The organism is Aerosakkonema funiforme FACHB-1375 (assembly GCF_014696265.1).
GTDB lineage: Bacteria > Cyanobacteriota > Cyanobacteriia > Cyanobacteriales > Aerosakkonemataceae > Aerosakkonema > Aerosakkonema funiforme_A.
On record NZ_JACJPW010000014.1, the window covers coordinates 67,280 to 80,961 of the forward strand.

A 13,682-nucleotide genomic window follows, 5' to 3' on the forward strand; every position below is an offset into this window, starting at 1 on the left:
AAACCTTGGATGCTATATTTAGAATTAGTTTGGTTGCTATCAATTGTGGCAGAAGATCGACTAAATTTGATTCTGCCCTCTGAACTGCTGAAATACATAAGATGGCTATAAAATCAACTCAAGATAGGTTACGAATTTTAATTATTATCCTTATTATATTGGGGATATTTTTTAGATTTATAAATATAGATAAAAAAATTTACTGGCGAGATGAGACTTATACTTCATTGCGGATGTCTGGATATACTAAAGCTGAATTAAATCGGCAAGTTTTTAATGGGAAAGAAATTCGGATTGAAGATTTAAACAAATTTCAACATATTAATTCTGAAAAAAGTCCGATCGACACTATCAAAGGATTGGCAACGGAAGAACCACATCTGCCGCCGCTCTACTTTTTGATGGCCAGATTTTGGGTACAATGGTTTGGTGATTCGGTGGCGATAATTCGCAGTTTGTCTGCAATTTTGAGTTTGTTTGCTTTTCCTTGTATTTATTGGCTATGTCGAGAATTATTTGAGTTACCGTTAGTTGCTTGGATGGCAGTTGGAGTAATAGCTATTTCGCCCTTTCAAGTGCTGTACGCGCAGGAAGCGCGACCCTATAGTTTGTGGACGGTAACTATTTTACTATCTAGTGCGGCTCTGCTGCGAGCGATGCGAATCCAAACTAAGTTTAGTTGGATTATATATGCGGCAACTGTGGTGCTAGGACTCTATACATTTCTGTTGTCGGGATTGGTGAACATTGGACAAGGAATATATGTATTTTTTGTAGAAGGTTGCCGATTTACTAAAAAGTTTACTGCTTATCTAGTGGCATTAATTGTAGGTTACATAGCTTTCACGCCCTGGATTTTATTTGTTATTAGCAATTTTTCTGAATTTAATAAAAGAACTAGGTGGACATCGAGGGAAGTTAGCCTGTTTTCTTTGTTTAATATGTGGCTTGGTAATCTAAGCCGCATTTTTTTTGATGTTGGTATTGGTTCAGACGATTCTTTGAGCCGTATAATTCCCTTGATTCCATTCATCTTAATTTTGTTAATTACGATCGGATATGCGATTTTATTTCTATATAGCCGGGGATCTAAACGAGAAAAGTTATTTATTTTGGCATTAATAATAGTCTGTGCTATTCCCCTGGTATTACCAGATTTAATTTTGGGGGGACGCCGTTCGGGAATTGCCCGCTATTTACTTCCCTGTTATTTGAGTATTCAGCTAGCTGTTGCATTCCTTTTAGCTTCAAAAATAACTTTTGTGCCTCTTAAAGTTTGGCAGCAAAAGCTGTGGCAGATAGTGACGATCGCTATTTTTTCTGCTGGTGTTTTATCTTGTGCAATTAGTTCGCAAGCACAAGTTTGGTGGAATAAGGATGCCTCTGAACTTCCTGCAATAGCTCGTATTATCAACCAAGCTAATCATCCACTTTTAGTCAGCGATACGAATCCAGAGCCGATTTTTGCTCTCAGCTATCTGCTCGATCCAAAAGTCCGGCTTCAGTTGCTAGTTAAACCAAACGTACCTCAAATTTCCCAAGGTTTTAGCGATGTTTTTTTATATAAGCCTTCTGACGAACTGCGAATGGAACTGGATAAGGAACAAAGTTATCAGAGTAAGCCAATGCAAGAGTTAGGCAAGTTCCAAGATCATCTTTGGAAGTTAGAAAAAAAGTCTAACTTTACTAATTCAGTCAATTAATTTTTCAAATACCTTTTGTTAAACCGATCGGGAACTTTTCGCTCGGATAAAGTTTTCTTGTTTGATTGTTTGGGATCGATTTCGCTTTCTTCATTGGATGGGATACCAATTAATACACTGGTGGCGACATAAATAATCCAAAATATACTCTTTCCTTCGGGAGTTAAGTCTTGACTGACGTTGAATATAAACATAAATGTCAGGTATTCCAACGCCCAAATACCAGATGGTGTTTTGGTCAATCGCGCCCAATTTAGCGCTCGGATGTAGGTGCTGATATATCCCATTAAAAATATCGATAGACCTAATAAGCCTAAAATTGCCCAAACTTGTACTACTCCATTATGGGCGTGGGGTGGGTCCCAACCGAGCGATCGCCATACGTGAGCGCCTCCACTTTCCCAACTCCAGAAAGCGCCGTATCCCCACCCCAACAAAGGACGCTCCCAGATTTTATCAAATACAGCTTCCCACAATTTATCCCTGCCGCTAAATGTTAGGTCTTTGCCTATGGAAGCAGCTGCTTCTGCGGCATTATCTACCAGCCATACGGTGGAAGATCCCCCTAATAATAACCCCATCAGGCAGATAGGTAGGATCAGGACAAAGTTCCATCGTAAAGCTTTGTAGAGGGGAAACAAACCGATTAAGGCGATGATAGTAATAAAACCTGTTCCAGATCTGGAAAACTTTACCAAGATGACTGAAATGGCAAACACAAACCAGCAGATTTGGCTGTACTTGCGGTTAGTTCGATCGTGACATAAAAAAACTATTACGGCGACGCTCATGGCCCTAGCCATAATGTTTTTTTGTACGAAGACTCCTTTCCAAGATCCCGTATGGTTTCCGCCAGCTTGATTGGCTTGCATTACCCCGACAGAAGGCATGGCTACAGCATAAAATAAGCTGGTCAAAGCTGCGAAGCCCAAGGGTAAAGCCAACATTTTTAGCAACCCTCGTAAGTTTTTACAACGGTAAGCTAGGTAATAAGCAAATAGGGTAGTACATACCAATTCGTAACTTTCATATACTGTTTCCCCAGGTAGTTCAGACCACAAAGCTGAGATAATGGCAATTCCCACTAGGGTTAGGATAAATTTGTCTTTCGCCGCCACGCGAAGAATTTGTTTCCACCGCAATATCACGATCAAAAGCGTGAAAGGATTGATTAAATACCAAACTCTTCTTAATAAGCTACCCCAGGGTTCTATAGGTTCAAAAGCGTTTGTCGCCGCTAAGATTGTTAAAAATACAAACCCATCTTCTGCTAGCTTGATCAGATTTTTCATCTTTTTATCTCGCTGTAGAGAGAGGTGTAGCGATGAGCTTGGATTTCTTGGGTGAATTCTTGTTCGGCTTTGGCGCGAGCGCGATATGATAACTTTTTATGTCGCTCTGGATTTTCTAGTACCCAGGCAATTCCTTTGGCTAAATCTTCTGTTTGGTAAGGTTCGGCTAGATATCCGTTTTGCTGGTGTTCGATAATGTCAGGTATACCGCCGATATTGAAGGCGACGGATGGTGTACCGCAGGCGATCGCTTCGACAATTGTATTGGGTAAGTTATCTTCAACTGAAGATGCTACAAAAACGTCTGCGGCTGAATAAATTAGTGCTAGGGATAAATCGTCACCGATTTGACCTAAATAATTGCATTTAAAGCCTAATTCTGTGTCATCGCCGGATTCAGATGCACCAAATACTACTAACTCGGTTTTTTCTTTCCATGCTGTTTTGCTTAAGCTTTCTAAAGCTGGTTGCAGGAGGTGAAATCCTTTTCTGCGATCGCTAGTTGCAGCAGTAGCTCCAAACAGGATGAGATGCTTATCTTGAGGTAATTGTAGCAGTTCTCTTGCTTGTTTTTTATCGATCGGTCTATAAATTTTGGTGTCGATTCCGTTAGGAATTACTTCTATTCGCTGCTCTTTAAATAATGAACTGGCTTTAGCACATTTTGCTAGCCATTTACTGGGAGTTACAATAGTTATATTAATATTTTGCCAGGATTTGGCTTTGCGCTGCCATATCCAGCGGGATAAGTCTTTGTTTTTACTGCTGTGCAGGTGGGGACAAGCGCCGCAGGAATTGATATAGCGATCGCATCCTTGACTGTAATGACAACCGCCTGTAAACGCCCACATATCGTGCAGCGTCCAAACTATTGGTTTATTTAATTTAGCAATTTTGGCAAGGCTTTCTATTCTTAAATAGCCAGCACAAACCCAATGTAAATTAATTATATCTGGTTGTATTTTAGCGATTTTACTAGCAATTGAATCTGGAACCCACTGGGGGGAGAATATACTGCGATCGCGATTGGGATAAGTTTTTAATACTATATTATCTATCAAAAGTGCCAGATTTGTCCATTCTCTTTTGAATCCAGTATCTTCTCCCCAAATAGTTTTTTCGTCTCGTGTTTTTTCCCCTACAATCATAATCGAATCCGATCCCGATCGCTGCAAAGCTTGGTGTAGGCGGTAAGCAGCTGCATAAGCACCTCCTCTCCCATCAGATCTACTAATTATACAAACTTTCATTATCTAAATAACTCCATATTTTTGATAAGTAATTACTTATTTCTGCCCTATTTCACCCTGGTTTTATCGCTTCCATAAATAAGGAATCGGGTTTTCTAATTTTCCCTGCGATCGTATCCAACTCGTAGCTGTTAAAATTAGGAATACCGCTCTCATCAGCACGACAAACGCGCACATCTACAAATCCCGCATTTTCCAGCAGTCGCCGCAACGAAAAGCGATCGTACATCCAGCGGTGAATTTCTCCCGAATTCCGAAATAATCCTTCTTCTAACGCCATTTTCCCCTTTTTACCTGCAATTGACTTAGCTAAAATTAGCAACAATTTGCTTTGCAAATTTTCCATATACCAGGATATTTTCTTAGACTTAATTTTTTCCCAGATCGTTCTTTTTTCCTTAGCAGTTTGTTCATCCCAAAACTGTTCTGCTTCTTTACCGATCCGACTCAAAATAAATTCTTTGTTTTTTAGATCTGGGCTATTTAAAAACTTGCCCATTTCACCGCCAGTAAAACTACGAACATTTTGATCGTAAAGTTCCAACATCATCCAATCATAGTCTGCTTCTGCTTCTTTTACACCCACTTCCACCAATTCTAATAAACGCAGATATTCCCGGACTATTCCTTCTAGATCCGGTACAACTACCCTGATTATTCCTTTTGGTTTCAAAACTCGTAAAGCTTCTTTTAGATGAAATTTCACTTCATCTATGGTAAGATGTTCTATAACGTGAGAGCTATAACAAACATCAAAATAATTGTTAGCATAAGGTAACCCTTTTCTGAGATCGTAACTTTGCACATCAGGCGAGAACGATGCCATATCGATATTCGTCCAAGCCGGATGAAAAACAGAACCACAACCGATATTTAAAAGCTGCATATTCATCTGATTAGTTTCTGTGGATAAACTTTTCATCTATTTTTCTCCAAGCGTCTAAATTTAGCTTAAGATTACTTTCTATTTTTTCATATTCATCTTTATATTTTTCGCGCAATCGTTTATAAGTATCGAGCTTAATAGGCTTTGGCTTTTGCTGTGTTGTTACCAGGTTTAGTAAAAAATCTCGTCCCTCTTTAGTATTATACAATTTTATTTGATAATTCCTGTCTAAATATCTCGAAACTGAATCTTTAAATTTGGTAATTCTTCTCATCGCAAATGAAATATAAGTATGCACTACTTTTCGAGAAGGATTTTTAGCTTCTTCTTGTAAATCATCGCAGGGACTAATTTCTAGGAATTGCCAAAGGTTATTTAAAAATTCTCTTGGTTCTTTAATAAAATCCTCAAACAAACCTATAAATACATTATGTCCAAATAACTCCAAATATCGACTCACTTGTTCGTGGTACAGACCTGAGCTAAAATACATATAGTTATAGTAATACTGCGGCTCAAAAAAGTTAGGGATTTTTTTATTTTGCCGTTGCGTTTCTTTGGCTAAAGCTTCCTCAAACGTTCTCGCATATTCATACCCATCCTGAGTCATCCAATTATACAGAGAATAAGCTCGCTGAATGGGATTGCGTAACATGATAATTATTTTGGCATTAGGATTAAAATCATAAAGTCTTTGCGGGCTACCAGGATCGGTTAGATATGCTGTAGATGCTTCCCCAATATATTTTTGATTATCTGCGTTAGCGAATATCTTTAAATATTCTTTTTCATCTGTTATTCCCACCAAGTTGGAAAAGTAGCAAGGTTCTTTTACCAGTTCATCTTCTGGCATAAAAATATCAGGATGCTGTCCGAGAAGATACCAAAGAGAACTTGTACCTGCTTTCGCAGCACCGCAGATAAATAAATTTGGCAATTTAGCATTTTTCTCCATCTTAACCTCTTTCTAATTATGGCAAAGTTTAAAAATTATATCCAATCAACTGTGCAACTTCTCTTGTTGCATCTTCCAGGTATTTTTTATCGACTTCGTTTAAACTTTTACCTCCCGTTGCTTCTCCTTTGCGAACAAAGCGAGTTTCTTGAGTTTTTATTACATAAGTAGATCTGTGAACTTCTTCTGATTTTCTCATATTTTCTTTGGAACTCAATTCAATGGCTTCTTTTAATTCACCATCTGTCATTTTTATTCCTAGTATATCCATCAACCGATCCAAATTTGCTTGGGGATTTTTGATAAACTCTTCGTAATAAAATAGTTGAATATTTTGCCCTTCTTTATTACTTACATACCAACCTTTTGTATGCTGATTCCATGCTTCTGTGCCAAATTTGCGATCGCGTATTAACTCAGATACTGTCCAACTGTCTGGAATAGCCCCAAAAGATTTCAGATAGTGATAGTACGATATCAACACATCTCTCGGATCTCGTACCATAAAAATTACCCGCTGATAGTAGGGATTGTATGCGCTGTGACTTTTGATAATTCTCGGTAAATCTGTACGTCCAAACGGCCCTTCATAGCGGAGATTTCTAGAAAATGTCAGGGAAGGAATAATATCGTGGACTGTAAAAAAATTTACTTCTCGTTCAATTTGGTAATGTACTTTGAGCGCATTGGCAATTAAAAACCGTAACCAGGTATTACCTGATTTGGGATAAGATACTAGAAATACATCTTCAGCTTGATGATTTGCTGGCAATTCTTTTTGGTAACTTTTTTCTATAGGAATCTGGCGGATTCTTTTGATGCGATTGGCAATTTTATTTGGCAGTGATTTCATGTTTTTAATTATCTCCTTTTATGCTTATTGCAAATATACGTTCTGGTATGGCAACAGCGATAATTTTGAGTCGATACCAAACAATGATTGACATCGAACCGTTCCATATTAACGAAGTTATTGCTGTTACTAAAGCAGTTCCGAATGCACCGTAAATAGGAGTTATAGCTATATTCAATCCTATGTTAATAGTTGCGCTAATAGCCAGAATTTTGGCTGAATCGCCGTGATATCCGGTCATGTTCAGTAATAATGATACTGGGCCTGACATGGCGTTAATTAACTGACTGACTATTAACACGACAAGGATAGGATAGCTAGCCGTAAATTCTGCGCCAAACAAACTGAGTAATTGGCGGCCAAAAATCAGTAAGATGACGGCAATTGATAGGGATATGGCGAATACAATCCAAACGCCTATTCTAACTATACGCTGAAGTTCAGTTCTTTCGCCCTTAGCGTGAAGGCTGGCGACCAAAGGTGCGAGAATTGAGTTAACGGCAACGAGGATAAATACTAATAATTCAGCTATTTTACTCGCCACTGCATACATACCTACTTGCTTAGTGCCTAGCGTTGCACCGAGTACGATCGTACCTGTTTGGGCTACTACCATATTAAAGCCAGTTACCAACACCATCGCTAAGGCAGCCCGAAACCATTCATTAGATTTGAAGATAGGTTGGCTGACTCTAACTTCTTTTGGTAGAACTTGAATAAGCAAGTAAAAGCTGATGCCCAGAGCTACAGCAACTGCTACTAACCTGATGCTCATAGCAGTTGTAGCATCTAAATCCGACTTAAACCAAACAGCTGCAATTACTGTTCCTACCAATACCAGCAGGGGAACTAAAACTTCTTGCGGTAATTGCCCTTGAATGATTTTTTTCAAAGCACGCAATCTTGACTGCTGTACTTCCAAGGCGGTGCTGAGAGGCAATAGGGCACCCGCGATCCAAAAGGTATGCAAAAGTTCTAGACTGTATCGAGCCTGGAAAATCCAACTAACTAATCCCAGACATAAGCCTGCACCGATCGAAATTAGCAAAATAACTTGACTGCTGTAGCGCAAATAACCGCCCAAAAGTCCATAAGCTTGTTGAGTGCTGTATGCTGCTACAAATCGCACGGATGCCGTATCGAAGCCAAGTTTTCCCACTACTCCCAATACGGTAATCCAAGTAATAGCGTAAATATAACTACCGTAACTTCCCACACCCAACAAACGCGCCAGCACTACTTGAGTGATAAAGTTAATTCCCGTTCCCGTCATTCTAATGGCGAAACTGCTAGCAGCACCTCTAGCGAGGGTAGCTGCATTGCCTTCTCCCATCAAACGGCTACGCAGTAAATTAATTTTGGCTTTCAAGTTCTCAAATCTGCTCACGGGTATATATTGGAGGGTGCGGGTTGAGTGTAAAATTTACCGTGGTCGAGCTTGGTCAAAGGCGCGAGCGATCGCATTCCATGCTAACTTCGGTTTCAAGTCTCTGTCGAATGGCAACGGTCTGACTGGCGAGCCATCCGGTCTGGCTCTCAACTCGGACAGCCAAGTATGGCGATCGCTCAATCCCCAATTTAACACTGCCACTACCGCAGGTTCATCCAATACTACTGATAGATAATCTTCATAAGTTTTGGCGACAATGCGATCGCGTTCTGCCTCGTCTTGAGGTAAATTTAGATCCGTCACATCCAACTCGGTAATCAATATTTTCAGTCCCAGAGACGCTACATCGCTCAAAAACTTGCGATATTTTTCTGGATTAAAACGAACTTCATCTCCCCACAGATGACTTTGGATACCCAAAGCTTGCACGGGTACACCTTTCGATTTTAAACGCTCCAACAACTTAAAGATTACCGTTCGCATTGTTTCCCCTTCACGGGTATCGTATTGCACTCGGTTATCGTTATATACCAACAACGCATTCGGGTCAGCTTCAGCAGCGGCGCGAAAAGCTATTTCAATATAATCTGGCCCCAAAAAATCCAGCCAAGGCGAGTTACGCAAACCATCAGAACGTCCATCCCAAGGATAAACAGCCTCATTTACCACATCCCAAGAGTGCATCTTCCCAGCGTAACGTCCCGCCACCCCTTTAATATGATCGACCATGATCTTTTCGGCATTTTGGGCGTTGACTGTTTCTTTGAACCAATCTGGTAAAAGATTATGCCAAACCAAGGTATGTCCGCGAAACAACATATTGTGTTTCTGCGTATAGTCTAACAGCCAATCACTGCGAGTAAAATTAAATGTAGTTGGGGTGGGGCGAAGACCTTTCATTTTCAGCATTCCTTCTGGAACTAGGATGCCGCATTCTTTGCCAAAGCGATCGGCAAATTCTGGATCTTTGAGTAAAATCGCATAATCACTTGCTGCTCCATAAATCAATCCTTTCGCTGCTGCTCTTTCTCGCATAGATTTGTCTCCCTGAACTGTAAAATCTGTATTGGCTGCGGCCATTGCTTGTGCCCAGTTTTGCCATTGCTTATTTTTACTTAGGCCGAGCGAAGCACTTACACCAGCCAAAGCACCAACACCAAATACTAAAGCACGTCTTCTTGAGAATACCCTGTTTTTGTGCATAAAATATCATTTTTCAAAAGCCCAAGCCAGCGCTCTGTCTATTAGCTCCGGCTCTAATATAATATCTTTATTTAATGATGGATCTCGGTATAGTATATTCCGCTTTACCGAATCGGGATACAACATTTCGCCTTTGCCCAAAACACCCAACCAAGGCAGTTGCAATCTAGCGGCCATTTTTCGATACATAGTTTGCACGTATTCGGGAGAAAACAACTCAATTATTTTAGTATTGGGCTGACAGAAAGCTATATTTGATAATCCCGCTCCGTGAGGGGCGATAATAACTTCTGCATTGTGGAACAAGTTTACTTGCTCCTGAATAGTTTTTTCTTCTAATCTAACTGTGACAAAATTATATTTACTTAGCTGCTCTAGCATTTGCGCTTGATTTCTCAATTTTCGTACTGCCGTACCGCTTCGATCGATAAATAATCTAATTTTTTTACTTTCTTTTTCTGGCTTAAATACTTGACTCAGAAAATTCATTCCCCAATATTCATATTTGCCTATTCTTTGATTTGGCATCGTACAAACCAACATTTCATCTGCTTCATACCGCTCTCGTATAGAGGTATAAACAATTTTTTTATCTAATCCCATCTTTTGGAAAATTGCATCTACAAATTTACTTCGTCTTTGATAAACTAGAATCCAATCCGGCTCCCATTCCGCCTCACCTAATATAGCTAAATGCGGTAGTGCATCAATTAAAAAATGGAAATAATTTGTCGCCCAAATCAATTTTCCTATATCCAAACAAGAGCCTGTTAGATGATGATTTCGGCGGGAAATAGGCAGTAACCAATTATTTGGCGGGCCGTGATCTTGCCAGGATTCCATAGATGTAATAACTGCCTGATTATCTGGTGTTAGCACTGTTCCACCTACAGATGCACCTTTCGGAATACGCGCCGCCCAAGCAGCCGGACAATATAACTTGCTGGCTGGTAATGTAGTTTCTGAATTGCTGGAAATTAATTTTCCTTCCGGTACAATTAAATCTTCGGCATCAAATATTTGACGAGCAGTTGGCAAATCTTCCAAATTAATTGTGCTTTGGGGAGGCCATTGTTTGTTCCAGCTTAATGTGCGATGAATGGCAACTAGCTGAGTACGGAATTCGATCATTTTGGATTTCGACAATGCCATGCCAGTCATAGTAGTTTTTTAATTCCCCTTTTTAAATCTTTCGATGATAAACAATGCTAAGACAAACCAAGGTTCTACTAAATAGCGATGCCAAAGTCGATTTGGCTCCGCAATCAGGCGAGATAGCCATTCCAGACCCCATCTGCCAGCCCACCTGGGGGGAGTGGGAACTTCTCCTGCAATATAATCGATTGCCGCGCCAGCAGTCAAAATAGCATTTGTAGATAAACCCTCTATATTATCCAATACCCAGTGTTCTTGCCTGGGCATACTCATGCCTACCATAAGAACATGAGGCTGAAAGCTGTTAATTTTTGCCAATACATTTTTGTTCTCTTGACTATCGGGACGGGTATCAAAGTAGCCGTCTGCTGTGGCAATTTGCAACGTGGGAAACTTTTGTTGTAAGATTTTAGCTCCTCGTTGAGCTACTCCCGGTTTAGATCCCAAATAAAACACGCGCCAATTTTGCCGCGCAGCTTCTTCGATCAACCGAGGCGTCCAATCTGCATAAGTAACGCGGTGTTCTCGTTGGAAAGGATAACCTAAAAGCTTTGCCAAGAAAACAAGGGGCATACTATCTGCATGAATGTAATCTGCCAAAGCGTAAAAAGCACGCATTTTGGCGTCGCGGTGATAAATATGAATGCTGTGGAAGTTGTGGTTAGCAATAATCCAACTTTGGTTGCTGCTAACTGCTTCGGCAATGAGTGCATTCAAATCGGAAATAGATAGTGCATTTATCCATATTCCTACCAGGCTATAGGATTTTTTGTTCATCACTGCTTGCCTTTAATATGCGATCGACTTCTGCAATCATCAATTCTACTCTAGCGTTCCAACTGTGATTGGTGACGATTTTTTCCCGTGCCAGTCTTCCTCGTGCTACCAAATGCTCTCGTTCCCGATATGCTTTTGATATTGCTTGTTTTAATTGAGACAAATTTCCAGCTTGAAATAGAAAGCCAGTTTCTCCATTTCGGATTACTCTGATTGTATCCTCAAAGGCAGATGCTATAACTGGTTTTCCCATTGCCATGTATTCGTAAAGTTTCAGGGGTGAGAAATATATTTTGCCCGTTTCTCGCTCAACTTGCCCGCAATATCCAACATCAAAGCCAGCTATATAGGCTGGTACTTCCGAGGCGGGTATGCGATCTACAAATGCTACGTGGGGAGCTATATTTAGCTGGTGAGCAAGTTCCTGCCAAGTTTTTTGCATGGGGCCATCTCCAACGACGAGCAGCGATAAATCTAAACCTTCTGTTCGCAGATAGGCGATCGCTTCGAGCAAAAGGTTTAATCCTTGCCAAGCATACAAGCTACCGACATAACCAATGGTAAAGCTTGAAAATAAACGCTTGGGCTGATATCGGGCTGGATCGAATAATTCCACGTCTACGCCGTTGGGTATTACTACAATTTTTTCCGGTGATATGCCCAATTCGCGCACGATAATTTGTTTGAGTTCATAGCTAATGCAGACTAAAACATTGCACTCTCGGTAAGCTCGCAGTTCGAGCGATCGAGCTATTTTGCTGAGTACGATCGTTTTGCGCTGCTGTTTCGATTCGGAAAATAGGGGTGCATTTGTTTCTAGTATCCAGGGAATGCCATGTTTCCTGAAATATCCACCCCAAAGATTGGAATGCGGCAAAACGTTCGTAAGCCCAATCTACGCGATCGCCGAGTTCCCGCCAAGCTAGTTGTGCGTTAATCGCTCCCATTGCGATCCTCATTAAGTCGGCTAGGAATGTTTTAAACTGGCTTTGGGTCAACTGAGCTTCTGAACCTTTGCCGGATATAGTTGAAGGTAAGCGATTGCCCACAATGAATTGTTTGACTTCCCAACCTTGGGCTTCAAATCCTTTGATGATACCCATGACGTGCGATCGAGGCCCTGCCATTTCTGCATCTGGTCGAGTTGATACTCTGGGGCCTGCTGAAATATAGCCTAATCTTTTTTGTTGATTGTTCATTTTTGATTGTTTATTATTTTTTCCAATAACTCCGAACCTCAAACAACAAACTTATTTCTTCTCCATGAACAATGGATAATTGGTAATTCCGTTTTACCCACCACGCTTTTTTTTAAGTTGTCAAACCAGTTTAAAGCTCTGTTGAAGAATAGTCCATTTGTTTGAACACTGACGAAATAATTACTCGTAGGTAAGGAAATATCCAATAAAGATACCAAAACATTCCGCCATGTCTCTTCGTATATATTTTCCATTCCCTTGGCTCCATACCCTTCAAACTAAACACTTTTTCCAAACGCTTAGCCAAAGGTTGGTTTGAATCTTTCCAACTGCCGCCATAGGAGTTTCTCGAACAAGTACCTATGTAACCAGGGGCTATCCACAGCAAGCACCCCTTTTGACGCGCCCTGAGTCCGTAATCGTAATCTCCTAGTTGGTGGGGGAAAGCATCATCTATATTACCAACTTTTTCAGCTACCGCAGCAGGTATTAGCACGCAGTTACCGTTCATTGTTTGGCATTGCTGGGGTGACTCCCCCGCTTCTACCAATTTAAATTTGAGGCGACGCCAACGGTTGTAACGCACCTGACCGCCGTAAGTAGGCTTTTTACTGACGGGATCTCGCGTCGAGCCGACGACGATCGAATTGGGATAACCTTGCGATGCAAGTTTATTGTGGGTATCGAGCAGTTTGCCGATCGCGTCAGCTTCGAGAGTGGTATCGTCATTGAGCCAAAGATAATAGTCATAACCAACCTTAAGAGCTTCGGAAAATGCCAGTCGCATTCCGCCACCCCAGAACAAGTTGCCCTTGCCTGCAATCAGTTTGACAGTCGGATAGTTTGCCCTGACTGCATCCGATGTACCATCAGAACTAGCGTCATCTACGAGGTATACGTCACAACTGACATTTTGCTCGTAAAGCGCTTGCAGACATTTCAAAGTTTGGTCGCGTCTGTTGTAACAAGCGATCAAAATCGCTAAGGGTACGTGGTTCACTCGAACTTACCCCAGAAAC

12 protein-coding genes are annotated in these 13,682 nt (G+C 40.8%); 1 reads left to right on the top strand and 11 read right to left on the bottom strand.

Features of this window, described 5'->3' with window-relative positions; translation table 11 throughout:
* The first annotated feature begins 101 nt into the window (after positions 1-101).
* Positions 102-1,703 carry a glycosyltransferase family 39 protein gene (locus H6G03_RS07715; RefSeq protein ID WP_190463732.1) on the top strand — a complete coding sequence of 534 codons (1,602 nt, stop codon included), beginning with the start codon at positions 102-104 and terminating at the stop codon, positions 1,701-1,703.
* On the opposite strand, the gene H6G03_RS07720 is transcribed toward H6G03_RS07715, so the two are convergent.
* The 11 genes from H6G03_RS07720 to H6G03_RS07770 all read right to left on the bottom strand — a co-directional run bounded on the left by H6G03_RS07720 (position 1,700) and on the right by H6G03_RS07770 (position 13,663).
* Positions 1,700-2,995 (bottom strand): O-antigen ligase family protein, encoded by a 1,296-nt coding sequence (locus H6G03_RS07720; protein WP_190463734.1) that lies wholly within the window; start codon positions 2,993-2,995, stop codon positions 1,700-1,702. The genes H6G03_RS07715 and H6G03_RS07720 overlap by 4 nt on opposite strands.
* Positions 2,992-4,245: a glycosyltransferase family 4 protein gene (locus H6G03_RS07725; protein ID WP_190463736.1), complete on the bottom strand. Its 1,254-nt coding sequence runs from the start codon at positions 4,243-4,245 to the stop codon at positions 2,992-2,994. The genes H6G03_RS07720 and H6G03_RS07725 overlap by 4 nt, the downstream gene beginning before the upstream one ends.
* A 52-nt stretch (positions 4,246-4,297) precedes the next feature.
* On the bottom strand, positions 4,298-5,167 hold the full coding sequence (locus H6G03_RS07730) for a class I SAM-dependent methyltransferase (RefSeq protein WP_242057170.1): 870 nt from the start codon (positions 5,165-5,167) through the stop codon (positions 4,298-4,300).
* Positions 5,142-6,086, bottom strand: coding sequence for a sulfotransferase domain-containing protein (locus H6G03_RS07735; RefSeq protein WP_190463737.1), 945 nt, complete (start codon positions 6,084-6,086; stop codon positions 5,142-5,144). The genes H6G03_RS07730 and H6G03_RS07735 overlap by 26 nt, the downstream gene beginning before the upstream one ends.
* A 28-nt stretch (positions 6,087-6,114) precedes the next feature.
* Complete coding sequence (locus H6G03_RS07740; protein WP_190463738.1) at positions 6,115-6,939, bottom strand: sulfotransferase domain-containing protein; 825 nt, start codon at positions 6,937-6,939, stop codon at positions 6,115-6,117.
* A 4-nt stretch (positions 6,940-6,943) separates the two neighbouring features.
* A complete protein-coding gene (locus H6G03_RS07745; protein WP_206756615.1) occupies positions 6,944-8,326 on the bottom strand; it encodes a flippase in 1,383 nt (460 codons plus the stop codon).
* Positions 8,327-8,362: 36 nt separating this feature from the next.
* Positions 8,363-9,532 carry an endo-1,4-beta-xylanase gene (locus H6G03_RS07750; protein WP_190463740.1) on the bottom strand — a complete coding sequence of 390 codons (1,170 nt, stop codon included), beginning with the start codon at positions 9,530-9,532 and terminating at the stop codon, positions 8,363-8,365.
* Between the two features lie 6 nt (positions 9,533-9,538).
* Positions 9,539-10,693, bottom strand: coding sequence for a glycosyltransferase family 61 protein (locus H6G03_RS07755; protein ID WP_190463741.1), 1,155 nt, complete (start codon positions 10,691-10,693; stop codon positions 9,539-9,541).
* Positions 10,694-10,702: 9 nt separating this feature from the next.
* Complete coding sequence (locus H6G03_RS07760; protein WP_190463742.1) at positions 10,703-11,464, bottom strand: WecB/TagA/CpsF family glycosyltransferase; 762 nt, start codon at positions 11,462-11,464, stop codon at positions 10,703-10,705.
* The gene (locus tag H6G03_RS07765; RefSeq protein ID WP_199315187.1) at positions 11,445-12,341 is read right to left on the bottom strand and encodes a glycosyltransferase family 4 protein; all 897 of its coding nucleotides are present in this window, start codon (positions 12,339-12,341) and stop codon (positions 11,445-11,447) included. The genes H6G03_RS07760 and H6G03_RS07765 overlap by 20 nt, the downstream gene beginning before the upstream one ends.
* Positions 12,342-12,793: 452 nt before the next feature.
* Positions 12,794-13,663, bottom strand: a complete 870-nt coding sequence (locus H6G03_RS07770; protein WP_190463743.1) for a glycosyltransferase — start codon at positions 13,661-13,663, stop codon at positions 12,794-12,796.
* Positions 13,664-13,682: the final 19 nt, after the last annotated feature.